The 16,636-nt window shown below is 36.3% G+C and carries 16 protein-coding genes; 7 read left to right on the plus strand and 9 right to left on the minus strand.

Translation table 11 applies throughout. The features are described from left to right. Positions 1-154 precede the first annotated feature (154 nt). The 5 genes from ACKU4N_RS17590 (at position 155) to ACKU4N_RS17610 (ending at position 5,382) form a co-directional block, all read left to right on the plus strand. Positions 155-1,531, plus strand: coding sequence for a vWA domain-containing protein (locus ACKU4N_RS17590; protein WP_321318609.1), 1,377 nt, complete (start codon positions 155-157; stop codon positions 1,529-1,531). 155 nt (positions 1,532-1,686) lie between these two features. Next, the gene (locus tag ACKU4N_RS17595) at positions 1,687-3,747 is read left to right on the plus strand and encodes a transketolase family protein (protein ID WP_321318611.1); all 2,061 of its coding nucleotides are present in this window, start codon (positions 1,687-1,689) and stop codon (positions 3,745-3,747) included. A 153-nt stretch (positions 3,748-3,900) separates the two neighbouring features. Further along, the gene (locus tag ACKU4N_RS17600) at positions 3,901-4,458 is read left to right on the plus strand and encodes an RNA polymerase sigma factor (RefSeq protein ID WP_321318613.1); all 558 of its coding nucleotides are present in this window, start codon (positions 3,901-3,903) and stop codon (positions 4,456-4,458) included. A 44-nt stretch (positions 4,459-4,502) separates the two neighbouring features. After that, positions 4,503-4,895 (plus strand): hypothetical protein, encoded by a 393-nt coding sequence (locus ACKU4N_RS17605; RefSeq protein WP_321318615.1) that lies wholly within the window; start codon positions 4,503-4,505, stop codon positions 4,893-4,895. A 10-nt stretch (positions 4,896-4,905) separates the two neighbouring features. Beyond that, on the plus strand, positions 4,906-5,382 hold the full coding sequence (locus ACKU4N_RS17610; protein WP_321318618.1) for a hypothetical protein: 477 nt from the start codon (positions 4,906-4,908) through the stop codon (positions 5,380-5,382). Between the two features lie 63 nt (positions 5,383-5,445). On the opposite strand, the gene hisS is transcribed toward ACKU4N_RS17610, so the two are convergent. The 4 genes from hisS to ACKU4N_RS17630 form a co-directional block, all read right to left on the minus strand. Further along, entirely contained in the window at positions 5,446-6,807 is a 1,362-nt protein-coding gene (gene hisS / locus ACKU4N_RS17615) for a histidine--tRNA ligase (RefSeq protein WP_321318620.1), read from the minus strand. Positions 6,808-6,926: 119 nt separating this feature from the next. Further along, positions 6,927-7,262, minus strand: coding sequence for a hypothetical protein (locus ACKU4N_RS17620; RefSeq protein ID WP_321318621.1), 336 nt, complete (start codon positions 7,260-7,262; stop codon positions 6,927-6,929). 4 nt (positions 7,263-7,266) lie between these two features. Then, positions 7,267-7,620, minus strand: a complete 354-nt coding sequence (locus tag ACKU4N_RS17625) for a DUF4870 domain-containing protein (protein ID WP_101308282.1) — start codon at positions 7,618-7,620, stop codon at positions 7,267-7,269. Between the two features lie 211 nt (positions 7,621-7,831). Further along, positions 7,832-9,112, minus strand: coding sequence for a hypothetical protein (locus ACKU4N_RS17630; RefSeq protein ID WP_321318625.1), 1,281 nt, complete (start codon positions 9,110-9,112; stop codon positions 7,832-7,834). Between the two features lie 637 nt (positions 9,113-9,749). On the opposite strand from ACKU4N_RS17630, the gene ACKU4N_RS17635 reads away from it, so the two are divergent. Further along, positions 9,750-10,481 (plus strand): DUF6261 family protein, encoded by a 732-nt coding sequence (locus tag ACKU4N_RS17635; protein ID WP_321318627.1) that lies wholly within the window; start codon positions 9,750-9,752, stop codon positions 10,479-10,481. Between the two features lie 80 nt (positions 10,482-10,561). Here ACKU4N_RS17635 and ettA read toward each other — a convergent pair whose 3' ends face one another. Next, the gene (ettA, locus tag ACKU4N_RS17640) at positions 10,562-12,250 is read right to left on the minus strand and encodes an energy-dependent translational throttle protein EttA (RefSeq protein ID WP_321318629.1); all 1,689 of its coding nucleotides are present in this window, start codon (positions 12,248-12,250) and stop codon (positions 10,562-10,564) included. Between the two features lie 202 nt (positions 12,251-12,452). Between ettA and ACKU4N_RS17645 the strand changes: the two genes are divergently transcribed. After that, positions 12,453-12,962 (plus strand): response regulator, encoded by a 510-nt coding sequence (locus tag ACKU4N_RS17645; RefSeq protein ID WP_321318631.1) that lies wholly within the window; start codon positions 12,453-12,455, stop codon positions 12,960-12,962. Positions 12,963-13,023: 61 nt separating this feature from the next. Here the strand turns inward: ACKU4N_RS17645 and eno are convergent, their stop codons facing one another. The 4 genes from eno to rpsD all read right to left on the minus strand — a co-directional run bounded on the left by eno (position 13,024) and on the right by rpsD (position 16,581). Then, positions 13,024-14,307, minus strand: coding sequence for a phosphopyruvate hydratase (gene eno, locus ACKU4N_RS17650; protein ID WP_321318634.1), 1,284 nt, complete (start codon positions 14,305-14,307; stop codon positions 13,024-13,026). Between the two features lie 129 nt (positions 14,308-14,436). Further along, positions 14,437-14,952: a 50S ribosomal protein L17 gene (gene rplQ, locus ACKU4N_RS17655; protein WP_407937226.1), complete on the minus strand. Its 516-nt coding sequence runs from the start codon at positions 14,950-14,952 to the stop codon at positions 14,437-14,439. A 6-nt stretch (positions 14,953-14,958) separates the two neighbouring features. After that, positions 14,959-15,951, minus strand: coding sequence for a DNA-directed RNA polymerase subunit alpha (locus tag ACKU4N_RS17660; RefSeq protein WP_321318635.1), 993 nt, complete (start codon positions 15,949-15,951; stop codon positions 14,959-14,961). A gap of 21 nt (positions 15,952-15,972) precedes the next feature. Further along, positions 15,973-16,581, minus strand: coding sequence for a 30S ribosomal protein S4 (rpsD, locus tag ACKU4N_RS17665; protein WP_321318640.1), 609 nt, complete (start codon positions 16,579-16,581; stop codon positions 15,973-15,975). Between the last annotated feature and the right edge of the window lie 55 nt (positions 16,582-16,636).

The following is a 16,636-nucleotide window of genomic DNA, read 5'->3' on the forward strand; positions in this document are numbered from 1 at the left end:
TTTCAATATGCGCCAAAATTTGTATGGGGGAACAATTTATAATTAACCATAATACACCTATCATTAATTAAATTTAAAATTACAGGAACTATCGATTTTAATTCTTTAACACATTCCCTATCTTTACTTACTAATCAAAATAACTCCCTGACTCTTGAAATCAAATCTTAAATACTTCTCAATCTTTTTACTACTGCTATTGTGTTCAAAACTAAATATAGCTCAAGGGGCTCTTGAAAAAGTTGAAAAAACAAGAATATTATTCATTTTCGATGCTTCTCAAAGCATGAATGGATACTGGGAGGAATCAAAAAAAATAAATATTGCCCGTAAATTTTTGATTCAAATGATTGACAGTTTGGAGTATAAAGACAATGTTGAAATGGCTTTAAGAGTATATGGCCATCAAAGTGTTGTTCCGCCGCAGGATTGTAATGACACCAGACTGGAAGTGCCTTTTAAACCTGATAATGCAGGGGAAATAAGACAAACCTTACGATATATTGATCCCAAAGGAACTACCCCAATTGCCCATTCTTTAGAATTGGCCGCCAATGATTTCCCGGAAGTAAATTCCGATATCAGAAATGTGATTATTCTTATTACAGACGGCGTTGAAGCTTGCGATGGTGATCCTTGTGCTGTTTCTCTGGAACTCCAAAAAAAAGGCATCTATTTAAAACCATTTATTGTTGGAATTGGTTTAGATGTTGATTTTAAAAGTAGTTTTGAGTGCATTGGAAATTATCTTGAAGTAAAAAAAGAAGAACGCTTCGGAGGAACTCTTGAATATGTTATCTCGCAGGTTTTAAATAAAACTTCGGCGCAAATAAATTTAATTGATGCCAATGGTTCCCCTACAGAAACTGATGTTCCAATGACATTTTACAATTCTGTTTCTGATAAAGTAAGGTACCAGTTTATGCATACCATGAATGCAAAAGGAAATCCAGATACACTATTCTTAGATCCGTTGCTTACCTATAATATCACAATTCATACCATACCCGAATTATATCGCGACAGCGTTAAAATGATTGCAGGCAAACATACTTTGATTGGATTTGATGCTCCTCAGGGAATGCTGAAAATTGAATGTCCGAGAACAACTATGTACAAAGATTTACAAATTCTTATTCGAAAAAACACAGAAATTGTTAACATCCAAACGCCGAATGAGATAACTAAATACCTGACCGGCAAATACGATCTGGAAGTTTTAAGCCTTCCCCGGATTTCAATTCCTGATGTTGAAATTAATCAAAGCAAAACAACTTCTATTACGATTCCACAACCGGGATTGGCCACTGTATTTAAACCAACAACCGGCCCGTGCAGCCTATTTGTTCAAAAAGGAAACAAATTAGAATGGATTTACAACATCCCCGAAAAATCATTGAGGGAAACCTTAACCCTTCAACCGGGTATATATCATATCATATTCAGAAACAAAAATGCTTATCTATCGCAAAGCTCCAAAAAACTAAGTTTTGTTATAACATCCGGTAAATCAATACCTGTACGCTTGTAATCATATTGATTTACAATATTCTAAATATTGCAAAAACCTCCATTTAAAAGCTTTTATTAAGTGTTTACATGATGCTAAAAGGCATTTTTGTTTATCTTTGCATGCATTAATAAAACCTTACCAAGTTTTTATCATCTAAAATCTCATTTTCAAAAATGGATCTAAAAGAAATGAAAAACCAAGTGGATCTGACAGCAACTGACATGGCTGCGAATAATGTTCGTATCCTATCAGCTGCAATGGTAGAGAAAGCGAAATCCGGACATCCGGGTGGTGCTATGGGCGGAGCCGATTTTATCAACGTTCTTTATTCTGAATTTTTAAATTTTGACCCAACAGACATGAATTGGATTAATCGCGATCGATTTTTCCTTGATCCAGGTCACATGTCTCCAATGTTGTATTCCATTCTTTCCTTAATCGGAAATTACACAATGGAAGAACTTGCAAATTTCAGACAATGGGGAAGTCCAACTCCTGGCCACCCTGAAGTTGATTTTGCAAGAGGTGTTGAAAACACTTCCGGTCCTTTAGGACAAGGTCATACAATGGCTGTTGGTGCTGCAATTGCAGAGCGTTTTCTAGTAGCCCGCTTTGGCAACTGGATGGCACACAAAATTTACACTTTCATTTCCGATGGTGGAATTCAAGAAGAAATTGCTCAGGGAGCTGGTCGGATTGCAGGTACTTTAGGATTAAGCAATTTAATCATGTTCTATGATTCCAATAACATCCAACTTTCAACTAAAGTTGAAGAAGTTACAGTAGAAGATACTGCTAAAAAGTACGAAGCCTGGAACTGGAATGTTATCACTATTAAAGGAAACGATGCAACGGCAATTCGTGAAGCTTTAGCCGCTGCCAACAAAGAAAGCGAAAGACCAACTCTTATCATCGGAAAAACCCTAATGGGTAAAGGTGCCGTTGATATTGATGGCTGCAGCTTCGAAAATATGGTTTCTACTCACGGACAACCATTAGGTGCCGCTGGTGCCTCAATTGAAAAAACTATTGAAAACTTAGGTGGAAACCCTGAAAATCCATTCCAGATTTTCCCGGAAGTACAAGAATATTACGCCGAAGTATTAAAGAAAAAGCAAGAATATGCTTCTGCCAAAAAAGCTGAACAAGCTGAATGGGCAAAAGCAAATCCTGAATTGGCGGCTAAACTGGAGAAGTTCTTTAGCAACGAAGCTCCGGAACTTGATTACGAAGCAATTGTTCAAAAATCAGGTGATGCAACTCGTTCTGCTTCGTCTGTAGTTTTGGCTGAATTGGCTAAAAATGTTGAAAACATGATTGTGTCTTCAGCTGATTTAAGCAACTCTGATAAAACGGATGGTTTCTTGAAAAACACCAAAGCTCTTGCGAAAGGTGATTTCTCAGGAGCATTCCTTCAAGCAGGTGTTGCCGAATTAACTATGGCTTCTATCTGTAACGGTATTGCTCTTCACGGTGGTGTAATTGCTGCTTGTGGAACTTTCTTTGTTTTTTCTGATTACATGAAACCTGCAGTTCGTTTAGCGGCTTTAATGCAGGTTCCGGTAAAATATATCTGGACTCACGATGCATTCCGCGTTGGAGAAGATGGACCAACTCATCAGCCAATTGAGCAGGAAGCTCAGATTCGTTTACTTGAGCAGTTGAAAAATCACTCCGGACAAATGAGTTTATTAGCTCTTCGCCCAGCTGATGCAGATGAAGCTACTGTCGCATGGAAAATGGCAATGGAGAACACAAAAACTCCTACTGCTTTAATTCTTTCCCGTCAGAACATCACAAAACTACCATCGAAAGAAAATCGTTATCAGGAAGCTCTTCAGGCTCAAAAAGGTGCTTACATTGTTGAGAAACCTGAAACAACTCCAGATGTTGTTCTTTTAGCAAGTGGATCGGAAGTAGCAACTTTAGTTGAAGGTGCTAAAATCTTACGTGCTGAAAAAGGATTAAAGGTACAAATTGTATCTGTTCCTTCCGAAGGGTTATTCAGAACTCAATCTGCAGCCTACCAAAATGAAGTAATTCCTGCTGGAATTCCAGTACTCGGATTAACTGCAGGTTTACCTGTAACTCTTCTTGGCTTGGTTGGCCCTCTTGGAAAATCAATTGGATTGGATCATTTTGGTTATTCTGCACCAGCAAATATTTTAGATGAAAAATTTGGTTACACCGCAGAAAATGTTGTAAAAGAAGTATTAGCCCTGCTTCAAAAATAATATACATTGCAAATAAAAATTATCCGGGATCATTGCGATTCCGGATTTTTTTTGATCGTGCATTAAACCATCTTCAAAGAAAATAGTCCTAATCTAACGCATAACAAATGTGAAATAACTATTTTTAAAATCCATTACTTGAATGCAAAATTGATGAACCACAAATCTGACGAAGAAATATTAGAACTTTTTCGAGATAAGCACACGCAAAGTCAGGCTTTTACTTTTTTGGTGAAGAAATACCAGGAAAGATTGTATTGGCAAATCAGAAAAATTGTTCTTTTGCACGACGACTCAGATGACGTTTTGCAAAATACTTTTGTTAAAATATGGAAAGGCTTACAAAATTTTAGATCCGACTCCCAACTGTTTACCTGGATGTTTCGAATTGCAACTAATGAGGCCTTAACCTATATAAAAGAGAAGCAAAAAAAATATTTGGGATACTCAAATGGCGAAGTTGAAGAGATGCTTTTAGCCAATTTAGAAGCCGATCCTTATTTTGATGGAAACAAAGCTCAGTTGGAACTGCAAAAAGCGATACTAAAGTTGCCGGAGAAACAACGTTTAGTATTTAATATGAAATATTTCGATGATTTAAAATATGATGAAATGTCGGAAATATTAGAAACTTCTGTTGGTGCACTAAAAGCTTCTTATCATCATGCCGTAAAAAAAATAGAAGCCTTTTTAAAACTAATCGAGATTTAAATTAAACCTATTACTAGTCAGACAGTCTAAACATTATAAAAAACATGAATAATCCGTCGAACATGAAAAACGATCAACCATTTAAAGTTCCTGAGGATTACTTTGAAAACCTAAGCGATCGGGTTCAGGAAAAAATTATAACGGAAGAAAATCCGAATAAAAGACTGATACAAGTATTAAAACCATACTTCTGGATGGCAGCCAGCGTCGTTGGGATCCTTTTTATTGCCAAAATTGTACTGATCAACTCAGTTCCATCCGATTACAAAATTCAACAGCTTTCTCAAACAGAAAATACGGCTGTTGATACTCAAAGTACAAGTCTGGATGAACTTAATTGGTTCTCAGATGAAAGTTCTGAGGCTACATCTGATGAAATAATTGAATACCTTTCGGATTTTGACATTGATTCTGAATCTTTATTAGCAAACTTATAACAGGCCAGACATGAAACGAATTTTAATCCTATTAACACTTGTTGTTAGCTATAGTTACTTAGGCATTGCACAGGAAAGAGAACATGGTATGCATGATCAGATGAGTGAACGATTCGAAGCACAAAAAATCTCTTTCATCACTCAAAAATTAGAATTAACACCTGATGAAGCTCAAGTATTTTGGCCACTTTACAATGAATTGGAAAAAAAGAGAAAAGAAAACAGAGACCAAGGCAGAATTCTTTTCAGAAAACTGCGCAACAACTCTGCAGAATTATCTGATAAAGAATTAGGCGATCTTAGTGACGAACTGATTGAGCTTAAATTGCAGGAAGCAAAGCTTCAAAAAGAATACCATCTAAAATATAAAAAGATACTCCCCGCAAAAAAAATCCTTACTCTTTATCATACCGAAAGGCAATTTCAAAACATGCTTTTAAAACAAATAAAAGAACGGGGTAAACATCCACACGAAAAACAAAATTAAAAGTAAGGGCTGTAAATTTTACATTTACAGCCCTTTTATATTTGACTTGAATAATTTTTACTCTTATGATAATATTTCGATCAACTGATCCGGAGTTAATTTTTCCTGATCTCCGCTTTCCATATTCTTTAAACTAACAACACCTTCCTCTACTTCAGACTCTCCTACCAAAATTACAAAAGGAATGCTTTTATTGTTGGCATAAGTCATCTGCTTTTTCATTTTAGAAGAATCAGGATAAATCTCAGCATTAATTCCATTTGCTCTTAACTTAGCCAAAATCGGCAAACAAAATGCCTCCTCTTTTTCGCCAAAATTGATGAACAATACTTTGGTTGTAATACCCGTATTTGAAGGGAACTTATCCATTTGATCCAACACATCGTAAATACGATCGGCACCAAACGAAATACCAACTCCCGAAACGTCTTTCAATCCAAAAATCCCGGTTAAATCATCATATCGTCCACCACCTGTGATACTGCCAAATTCCATATCTTTCGATTTTACTTCGAAAATGGCTCCGGTATAATAATTCAATCCTCTGGCCAAAGTCAAATCCAATTCAACTTCGGTTTGCACCTCAAGCTGCGATAAATAAGTAAAAACTGTTTCCAGTTCCTCGATCCCTTTCATTCCAATTTCTGATGAAGAAAGAAGCTCCTTTAATTTAGCCAGTTTCTCCGAATTTGAACCCGACAATAATATAATTGGCTGCAATGTATCAATAGCTTCCTGAGAAATTCCCTTGTCAGCCAATTCCTTATTCACATTCTCCAAACCGATTTTATCCAACTTGTCGATTGCAACAGTAATATCAACAATTTTTTCAGCCTCTCCAATAATCTCAGCAATTCCTGCCAAAATTTTTCGGTTATTCAACTTTACAACTACATTCAACTGAAGTCTTTTGTAAACCTGATCAACAATCTGAATTAATTCAACTTCATTTAAAAGAGAATTGCTGCCAATCACATCAACATCACATTGAAAAAATTCACGGTAGCGCCCTTTCTGAGGTCTGTCTGCTCTCCAAACCGGTTGAATCTGATAACGCTTAAAAGGGAAATCAATTTCGTTACGATGCTGTACAACGTAACGTGCAAAAGGCACTGTCAGATCATAACGAAGTCCTTTTTCACTTATTTTTGTGGTTAATTTTACCGAATTCTTCTCTCGAATTTGATCTTCATTTATTTTTGATAGAAAATCGCCCGAATTCAGCACTTTAAACAATAGTTTGTCTCCCTCTTCTCCATATTTTCCCATTAGAGTAGACAAATTTTCCATTGATGGTGTTTCTATCGGCATAAAACCATATAACTGAAACACCTCTTTTATGGTATCAAAAATATAGTTTCTCTTTACCATTTCAACAGGAGAGAAATCTCTCGTCCCTTTAGGAATAGACGGTTTTTGAGCCATTTTTAAGTCTTTATTTTGGTTATTTTATTAGAGCTACAAAATTATCAAATTATTTGACAGATACCACAACATTCTAATACGATCTGTATTTAACATGCAAAACAGAACAACTATTTGAACTATGTCCTTTTTATCCGGCGAAGTATATTAGCAAAAAAATCGACTAGAAGCCCTAAAACAAATGGATAATACCACAGTTTAAAATCAATCACAAAAAGAAGAAATATTGAGATCAGAAATAAAAAATTTACCGATAATTTCAAATAATCAAAAGTCCACCAATCCGCAATGCTTTTATAAAACAAAAACCTAATCTGAACACCTGAATACAACAGTACTCCAATTGCAAATAAAATTTCGCCGTAGGACAAATGATTTAGTAAGCGGATACCTCCCAAAACAATAAAGACAATCCCAACATAGTAGATTGTCTTATAACCAGAAAAAGATTTCATTCTTTCAATTTAGAAATTTAATACTCAGAGGATATTGGTAATCTTCCCCATTTAAAGTTTTTACAATCGCAATAACAACAAAAATCAAATTTAGCAAAGCAAGTCCAATCAGCAATAAAATTCCAATTCCTATAAAAACCAATATTGCGGACACAAAAATGTATATACACATCGATATCTGAAAATTAATTGATTTTTTTCCCTCTTGATCAACCAGTTCTGAATAGTCCTTTTTCATCGACCATAAAATGAGTGGCCCTATTACATTGCCAAAAGGAATTATAACTCCGGAAAATGATGCTAAATGGCAGAACATTGCCCAATTTTTCTCATCGGTTGGGGTTGCAAATTGATTCATGGAAATCGAATTAAGTGATAAATTATTTTGTTCCATCAAGTTACAAAAACAAAGGGAAGAAAACCAATCCGGCTTCTTCCCTTCTGTTTTTATCAGCTGGTAAAGCGCCTGCATTTTGTACCTAAGGCACAATCCGTTTCACTTCTGTGGATTAATCGACGAAAGCTGGAGTATCAATTCCTCAATCTTCCCCGAACAAACATTTCTGCTTTCAACAGTATTCTTCATCGTACTTTTCTTCCGGAATTTGCAGTCGTTCCTCACGGCCATTTTCTATATACTCTTCAACTTCAGCCCAATCAACATCTTTCTGGTTTGAGTTCAATGCGATTACATTTTTTAAATCAAAGAGTTGGTGTATTCCTGCTTCCTGCATAATTTTCTTAATCAAACTATCTTCTTTGGGAGGATTTGAAAGGAAGGAGCTTACTGAATCGAAACGCCAATAGCTAATATCCTTTTTTCCCAGACCCGAAACTTTTTCCAAAAGATGCCCCTCAGGAGTCGATCGATGTGTTATAAATAGAAACGTTTTAATGATTACTTTTTCATCAATAATAGCCGCAACAAAATATCCAATTTTAACATGTCCATAATACAGGGGTAAAAATATTTTTCCATCCTTAACGTGAGCCACCTTAAAATTCCGAAACACATTTGCCATAAACAATCTGCAAGCCAGCAATGAAAGTGGCTTTGTTCGTTCTTCAAATCTCATAATGGCATGAGATTGAATATAAACCTCCAGCTCCTTCTTTTCTCCTTTATAAATCGCCTTTATTTCATCAGATCGAATCTTAAAATACCAAATACCACCGTTTGCTATGGGCCAGCCAAATTGTATAATCGGTCTTCGTTTTCCTTCTATGGCAATACTTCTTTTAACCGGACGATGATGTTTCACTTTTACAATATGAAACACGCCGCTAACGGGGTGTTTTTTCTGGACAAATTCTGTTTTAATACTAAACATTTCGCGACCAATCACATTTAGCATTGCCAGTATATTGTCGTACATCCCGTAGAGGAGATCTTCGGGAGATTCTAGTTCATCGTATGCATCAATTAAAGGTTTAAAAGCAGAATTGAATGCTTCCAAATCAAGACCACTATCTTCTTTACGAATAAAGTAAATAAAACAATCAATAACATATACATCGCCTATTGAGATCTTTTCTCTTCCCTTAATCAATTCGATATCACGTTTCTCCCTTAAACTTCGGAATAATATAGCCAACACTTTCGCCTGCTTCTTATCAATTGGTTCCCCTTTATCCACTCTTGGCTGCGTTAAATGAATTCTTAAAAGGTACATCAACATTCGATTACTCTTATTTAAGAGCTTGCAAGCATCTTTGCATCCAGCTATATCGGCTAATTTTTCAAATCTATCGAAAAATTCGGCTTGACCTCCGGTACTAATACCTTGCCCCTTAAAGGCAAATATATTATTTCTCTTTTTCGTTCTTTTTTTTGTCGTTTTTCTGGGCATAGCTTCATTTTTGGATATTGCTCCATGAACCTATCATAATTTTACGAATAATCCAAAAAATCTGATTAAAAACTTAACATTGCACATGCAAATTAGTACGATGATATGGGAAGACTAGCTTCTTTCTTCGAAGGCGTTATCAAGTACGTTATGCCTATTTGTTTTGCACTGATTAAATAAAGATCACAAAAACAAAGGGAAGAAATGCTAAAATTATAGAATAGCTTAAAGATTTACCCACGAGTCCGAAAAACAAAAAAACAGGCGTGGGGGTTTACCCATGCGTCCAAAAAACAAAAAAAACAGTCGTGGAGGTTTACCCACGAGCCCAAAAAACAAAAAAATAGGCTTGGAGGTTTACCCACGAGCTCAAAAACCAGTTGGTGAAGGCTTGGAGGTTTACCCACAGCACACTTAAAGAATAAAGCAAGACATGCAAGTGTAAGCAAAATATTAGTGTGTAGTGAAGCCGGTTTAAATCTGAAAAATTCAGATTGCTTGTCATAAAAAAGATGCAAATATTTTTTCCTTCTAAATAAATAATTGTAAGTTTATTATCAATAACATATTTATGACCAATATTATTTCATACTAAAACGATCAGAATCATTAATTAACACACTTAAAATCCAAAAAGATGATACCAAAACTTATTTCACAAAGCAGAATAACCGAAGTAAATACAACTGCCGATAGTTTGCTGATGGCCTATCGGAAACAAAGCTGGGAAATCGATACTTATATGCTTACTATTTTTACTGGTCTGCAAACAAAATCGAATGAGTTAAGAACGGCCATTAAATGTAGCAAAACGGAGTCGAATCTCGATAAAAAAGATATTGTAAGAGATGACAAAGTGAGGGCTTTGCACTATTTGATACTGGGCTCAATTCATAATCCCGATGCGGCTGTGAAAGCGGCAGCTAAGAGTTTAAAAGCTGTTTTTTCAAAATATGGGATAAAAATAATCCACGAAAGCTATACCATAGAATCGTCGCTGATAGAATCCTTACTCGAAGATTTTTCGGCACCTGAACTACAGGCTGCTATTGCCTTGGTATCGGGTTGTGCCGAAATAATCAGCAGTTTACAAATAGATCAGAATGATTTTAAAACAGCACATTTTGCCTGGGAAGAAGAGAAAGCATTAAATGGGCTTACCCAAAGCTCCACAGATATAAAAAAAGAAGTTCTTTCGATTATCAACGATAAAATAGTGCTGCATTTAAAAGCCATGCAGCAGGCAAACAAAGAGCTTTATGGGGAATTGGCGCAAACTGTTGCTCAAATAATTAACGACGCCAACCAGGCGGTGAAAAGAAGGAGAAAAAAGGAAGAAATTGAGCCGGAAGCGGCAATTGAAAATTAGAAGGCAGCAGTTGAATTTCGTAAATCAGTAAAATTAAAAAAGGTGAAAGCTTCAAAACAGAGCTTTCACCTTTTCATGCTTTAATCAGCGATCAGTTTTTTATATCTTATCCGTTTAGGACCTTCATCGCCCATGCGTTTCTTCCTGTTAATCTCATAATCGGAATATCCTCCTTCAAAAAACTGAACATGAGAATTGCCTTCAAAGGCCAAAATATGTGTTGCAATACGGTCCAAAAACCATCGGTCATGCGAAATCACCACTGCGCAACCTGCAAAATTTTCCAACCCTTCTTCCAAAGCCCGAAGAGTATTTACATCGATATCATTGGTTGGTTCATCCAAAAGTAAAACATTAGCCTCTTCTTTTAAAGTCAGAGCCAAATGCAGGCGGTTACGCTCTCCCCCAGATAATACACCACATTTTTTTTCCTGATCGGCACCATTGAAATTAAAGCGACCCACATAAGCTCTCGCATTAACTGTTCGCCCTCCAACATTAATCAAATCACCGCCACCAGAGATTACCTCATAAACCGATTTTTCCGGATCGATGTCAGCATGCTGCTGATCAACATAGCCTACTTTTACAGTCTCTCCAACTTCAAAAGTTCCTTTGTCCGGTTTCTCAAGATCCATAATCATCCTAAAAAGTGTTGTTTTACCCGCACCATTAGGCCCAATCACCCCAACGATTCCTGCCGGCGGTAATTCAAATTCCAAATCATCAAACAACAACTTATTTCCGAATGCCTTTGAAACAGACTGAACCTGAATTACCTTATTTCCCAAACGAGGACCGTTAGGAATAAAGATTTCCAGCTTTTCTTCTTTCTCTTTCAAATCCTCATTCATCATGCTGTCGTAAGCACTCAAACGGGCTTTGCTTTTTGCCTGACGGGCTTTAGGAGCCATCCGCACCCACTCCAACTCCCTTTCAAGGGTTTTGCGTCGCTTACTTGCCGTTTTCTCTTCCATTGCCATGCGTTTGGTCTTTTGATCCAGCCACGCGCTGTAATTGCCCTTCCAGGGAATTCCTTCTCCTCTATCCAACTCCAGAATCCAACCTGCTACATTGTCAAGAAAATATCTATCATGAGTAATACTGATTACAGTTCCCTTATATTGCGCCAAATGTTGTTCCAGCCACTCCACCGATTCTGCATCCAAGTGGTTAGTCGGCTCATCCAAAAGTAAAATATCCGGTTCCTGAAGTAGTAATCTGCAAAGAGCAACACGTCTTCTTTCTCCTCCCGAACAATTTTTAATTAATGCATCTCCCTCCGGACAACGCAATGCGTCCATCGCACGTTCCAGCTTTGTATCCAAATTCCAGGCATCAAAATGATCGATCTTCTCCTGAAGATTTGCCTGCTCATCCATAACAGCCTGCATTTTATCCGCATCTTCCAACACTTCAGGATCTCCAAATTTTAAATTAACCGCTTCATATGCATTCAAGGCATCAACAATTTCCTGAACCCCTTCTTCTACAATTTCTCTTACTGTTTTACTGTCATCCAATATTGGTTCCTGCGCCAGATAGCCAATATTATGCTCTTTCGACCAAACAACATGTCCGTCAAATGAGCTTTCCAGTCCGGCAATAATTTTAAGAAGAGTAGATTTACCGGAACCATTCAATCCGATAATACCAATCTTGGCTCCATAGAAAAAAGAAAGATTAATATTATTCAATACTTTTTTTTGTGATGAAAAGGTCTTGCTAACCCTATCCATCGAAAAAATAATTTTTTTATCGTCAGCCATTATCCAGTCTTTAATTATTTCATTCAATTTACAAGTGCAAAAATAGAAAAAATGCATTGAAAAATTATCAATTCTATTCTGTTGAATTCTTTATTTCCAGTGCGATAAAAGGCCTTTTCTCATTTTACAAACAAAATTAAACTTTTGTTTTTTTATTATAGTTTAAAAAACGTATTTTTAAATATCAAATACTGGGATTATTATGGAAAAAACAGCAAATAAAAAGCTTTCTGAGTTACTGGAGCAAATAGGCATCGAAACAAAGAAGAAAATATATTGGGAAGAAACTATTGATTCTTCCGTTGTAGTAAAAACACATCCCAACAAAAGGAACATTCCCACAAATGAAGCAAAAATTCTATTGGTTGAAGACCAACCCAGCAATAGAAAAACGATTGAAGTTTATCTAAAACAAAAAGTTGCCAGAGTTGATATTGCCGAAAACGGAAAGCAGGCAGTTGAACTTTTCGAAAAAGAACAATACGATATTGTACTAATGGATTTACAAATGCCTATAATGGGGGGCATAGAAGCCTCATTGCGTATGCGAAAAATAGAAGAGGAACGTGATTTCTCTATTCCGATTATTGCATTCACAGCAAATTTTTATTCCGATGATAAGGAAGTATCAATAGAGGTAGGAATGGATGCTTATCTATCTAAACCTTTTCAGTGCAAAACACTATTCAGCCTGATGCAAGAATATATTTAAAAATAATGAACAAAAAAAAAGGGATCTTTTCAGATCCCTTTTTAGTATATTCTAATTAAGCTTAGCAACCGAAAACGGCATTTTCACCTAATTCTTCTTCAATACGAAGCAATTGATTGTACTTAGCCATACGATCAGAACGGCTCAAAGAACCGGTTTTGATTTGGCCAGCGTTAGTAGCAACAGCGATATCAGCAATAGTAGCATCTTCTGTTTCACCTGAACGGTGAGAAGTTACTGAAGTATAGCCAGCACGATGTGCCATTTCAATAGCATTTAAAGTCTCTGTTAAAGTTCCAATTTGGTTCACTTTAATCAAGATTGAGTTAGCGGCTTTAAGCTCGATACCTTTTGCTAAGTACTCAACATTAGTTACGAATAAATCATCACCTACAATCTGACACTTATCACCAATAAGAGCATTTAAAGCAACCCATCCATCCCAGTCTCCTTCGTCCATACCATCTTCAATAGAATCGATAGGATATTTAGAGATCAATTCGGCCAGGTAAGCAGCTTGCTCGTTAGAATTTCTTCTCGCTCCGTTTGGCTCAAAAATACTATAGTCATACACACCATCTTTGAAGAACTCAGAAGCAGCACAGTCCATAGCAATTGAAACATCACCGCCATCTTCTTTACGTCCGGCTTTGTAACCTGCGTTTTTAATCGCGGTAAGAATACACTCAATAGCTTCTTCAGTTCCACCTAACATTGGAGCGAAACCTCCTTCGTCACCAACAGCAGTAGAAAGACCTTTACCTTTAAGTACTTTTGCAAGTGCGTGAAATACTTCAGCACCCATTCTTAAAGCTTCGCGGAAAGATGGAGCACCAATAGGACGGATCATAAACTCCTGAAATGCGATAGTAGCATCAGAGTGAGAACCACCATTGATAATGTTCATCATAGGAACAGGAAGTACAGTTGCATTCGTTCCACCAATGTAACGATACAAAGGCATACCTGAATACAATGCTGCGGCTTTAGCAGTTGCTAAAGAAACACCTAACATAGCATTTGCACCTAAGTTAGATTTAGTTTTGGTACCATCAAGAGCAATCATCGCTTTATCAATAGCAACCTGGTCAGTAGCATCCATACCAACTAATGCTTTTGCAATAACGTTATTCACGTTATCAACTGCCTTTAAGACACCTTTACCTAAGTAACGAGACTTATCGCCATCACGTAGTTCTAAAGCTTCGTTCTCACCAGTAGAAGCTCCTGAAGGAACACCGGCACGACCCATAAAACCACTAGCAAGAGTTACTTCAACTTCGATAGTAGGATTTCCTCGTGAATCAAGAATTTCACGACCATGAATGTTTACAATTTCTGACATAACTTTCGGATATTAAAAGTTTTACTGATTTATTTATACGATTAAATGCAATCGTATGCAATTTTTATAGGGTACTAAAAAAGGGATAAAGATTTAACTTTACCCCCTTTATTATCTTAGAAAGGAAGCTTATTCTTCTTCCTTTTTAGTTGCTTCTGTTGCACTTTCCGGAACTTCAGCTTTTACTTCTGATACTTCAGCGGCTACTTCTTCTGAAGCTTTAGAACCACCACGTTTTCTACGTGTAGATTTTTTAGCTACAGCTTTCTTTTCAGTTAAGTAAGTTTCATTGAAATCGACCAACTCCACAATACACATCTCTGCGTTATCACCTAAACGGTTACCAGTTTTTAAAATTCTGGTATAGCCACCATTACGGTTAGTGATTTTTGGTGAAACTTCTCTAAACAACTCAGTAACCGCTTCTTTTTGCTTTAAATAACCAAAAACAATACGTCTTGAGTGAGTAGAATCAACTTTACTTTTTGAAATTAAAGGCTCAACATACATTTTTAAAGCCTTCGCCTTAGCAGTAGTAGTCGAGATTCTTTTATGCAAAATCAAAGAAGAAGCCATATTTGAAAGCATCGCTTTTCTATGTGCTGTTTTTCTTCCTAAATGATTAAATTTCTTTCTATGTCTCATTTTCCCTTATTCCTTATCTAATTTATACTTAGAAATATCCATACCGAAAGTAAGATTCAAGGATACCAATAAATCATCCAGCTCGGTTAAGGATTTCTTACCAAAGTTTCTAAATTTCAGAAGGTCATTCCTGTTGAACTGTACTAAATCACCTAAAGTATCCACATCAGCAGCTTTCAAGCAATTCAAGGCACGAACTGAAAGATCCATGTCTACCAGTTTTGTCTTCAATAGTTGACGCATATGCAAAACCTCTTCATCAAACTCCTCATTTGCAAATTTCTCGTCAGAATCAAGAGTAATTTTTTCATCTGAGAACAACATGAAGTGATAAATAAGAATTTTTGCAGCTTCCTTTAAAGCTTCTTTTGGGTGAATTGAACCATCAGTAGTGATATCAAAAACCAATTTTTCATAGTCAGTTTTCTGCTCTACACGATAGTTTTCAACAGCATATTTAACATTCTTAATTGGTGTAAAAATTGAATCGATTGGAATCACTCCAAACTCTACATCAACAGGTTTGTTTTCAACAGAAGGTACGTATCCACGACCTTTGTTAATAGCTAAATCCATTTGCAATTTGGCAGAGCTGTCCATTTTGCAAATTACAAGCTCTGGATTCAACACTTCGAAACCTGTTAGAAACTTGTTAATATCGCCAGCCGTAAAAGTCTCCTGATCCGATATGGTTACAGTAACCAACTCGCTGTCAACCTCTTCAACTTTTTGTTTAAACCGAACTTGCTTCAGGTTCAGGATCATCTCAGTAACATCTTCGATTACTCCTGGTATTGTAGAAAATTCATGATCAACACCCTGTATTTTGATAGTCGTAATCGCAAACCCCTCTAATGAAGAAAGTAATATTCTTCTTAAGGCATTACCAATTGTTATACCATATCCAGGCTCTAATGGACGAAATTCGAATTTACCGAATTTATTGTCTGCGTCGAGCATGATAACTTTGTCCGGTTTCTGGAAAGCTAAAATTGCCATAAATTACTGATTAACTATTTATTACTTAGAATACAATTCAACGATTAACTGTTCCTTGATGTTTTCAGGAATTTCCGTTCTTTCTGGTATATTAAGGAACTTACCACTAAGAGAGGTTTGATCCCATTCCAACCAAGATGATTGGTTATATCTAGCAGTAGATAAAGAATCGGTAATAACTTCTAAAGACTTCGATTTTTCACGAATTCCAATGATATCCCCAGCTTTTACTGAAAATGAAGGAATGTTACAAACTTGTCCGTTAACAGTTACGTGTTTATGGCTAACCAACTGGCGAGCAGCTGATCTTGTTGGAGCTACACCTAATCTGAAAACTACGTTGTCTAAACGACATTCTAACAGTTGCAATAAAACTTCACCAGTAATACCTTTACTACGCGCGGCCTTTTCAAATAAGTTTGAGAATTGTTTCTCCAATACACCGTAAGTGTATTTTGCTTTTTGTTTTTCTTTTAGCTGAACACCATATTCAGACATTTTTTTTCTTCTACGGCTGTTACCGTGCTGCCCTGGAGGGTAGTTTTTGTTTTCAAATGCCTTATCAGGTCCAAAAATTGCTTCACCAAATTTACGAGCAATTCTACTCTTTGGTCCAATATATCTAGCCATTACTTCTTAAATTTAAATTTTTCTAACAATAGAAACTTTGCCGTAAGTTTTGAAT

The organism is Labilibaculum sp. (genome assembly GCF_963664555.1).
In the GTDB taxonomy this organism is placed as follows: domain Bacteria; phylum Bacteroidota; class Bacteroidia; order Bacteroidales; family Marinifilaceae; genus Labilibaculum.

Coding starts and splice junctions, on each gene's coding strand:
- ACKU4N_RS17605 (WP_321318615.1), top strand. CDS start 4,503: ATGAATAATCCGTCGAACATGAAAAACGATCAACCATTTAAAGTTCCT.
- ACKU4N_RS17610 (WP_321318618.1), top strand. CDS start 4,906: ATGAAACGAATTTTAATCCTATTAACACTTGTTGTTAGCTATAGTTAC.
- ACKU4N_RS17625 (WP_101308282.1), bottom strand. CDS start 7,620: ATGAATCAATTTGCAACCCCAACCGATGAGAAAAATTGGGCAATGTTC.
- ettA (WP_321318629.1), bottom strand. CDS start 12,250: ATGGCTGACGATAAAAAAATTATTTTTTCGATGGATAGGGTTAGCAAG.
- rplQ (WP_407937226.1), bottom strand. CDS start 14,952: ATGAGACATAGAAAGAAATTTAATCATTTAGGAAGAAAAACAGCACAT.
- ACKU4N_RS17620 (WP_321318621.1), bottom strand. CDS start 7,262: ATGAAATCTTTTTCTGGTTATAAGACAATCTACTATGTTGGGATTGTC.
- eno (WP_321318634.1), bottom strand. CDS start 14,307: ATGTCAGAAATTGTAAACATTCATGGTCGTGAAATTCTTGATTCACGA.
- rpsD (WP_321318640.1), bottom strand. CDS start 16,581: ATGGCTAGATATATTGGACCAAAGAGTAGAATTGCTCGTAAATTTGGT.
- ACKU4N_RS17600 (WP_321318613.1), top strand. CDS start 3,901: ATGAACCACAAATCTGACGAAGAAATATTAGAACTTTTTCGAGATAAG.
- hisS (WP_321318620.1), bottom strand. CDS start 6,807: ATGGCTCAAAAACCGTCTATTCCTAAAGGGACGAGAGATTTCTCTCCT.
- ACKU4N_RS17630 (WP_321318625.1), bottom strand. CDS start 9,112: ATGCCCAGAAAAACGACAAAAAAAAGAACGAAAAAGAGAAATAATATA.
- ACKU4N_RS17635 (WP_321318627.1), top strand. CDS start 9,750: ATGATACCAAAACTTATTTCACAAAGCAGAATAACCGAAGTAAATACA.
- ACKU4N_RS17660 (WP_321318635.1), bottom strand. CDS start 15,951: ATGGCAATTTTAGCTTTCCAGAAACCGGACAAAGTTATCATGCTCGAC.
- ACKU4N_RS17595 (WP_321318611.1), top strand. CDS start 1,687: ATGGATCTAAAAGAAATGAAAAACCAAGTGGATCTGACAGCAACTGAC.
- ACKU4N_RS17645 (WP_321318631.1), top strand. CDS start 12,453: ATGGAAAAAACAGCAAATAAAAAGCTTTCTGAGTTACTGGAGCAAATA.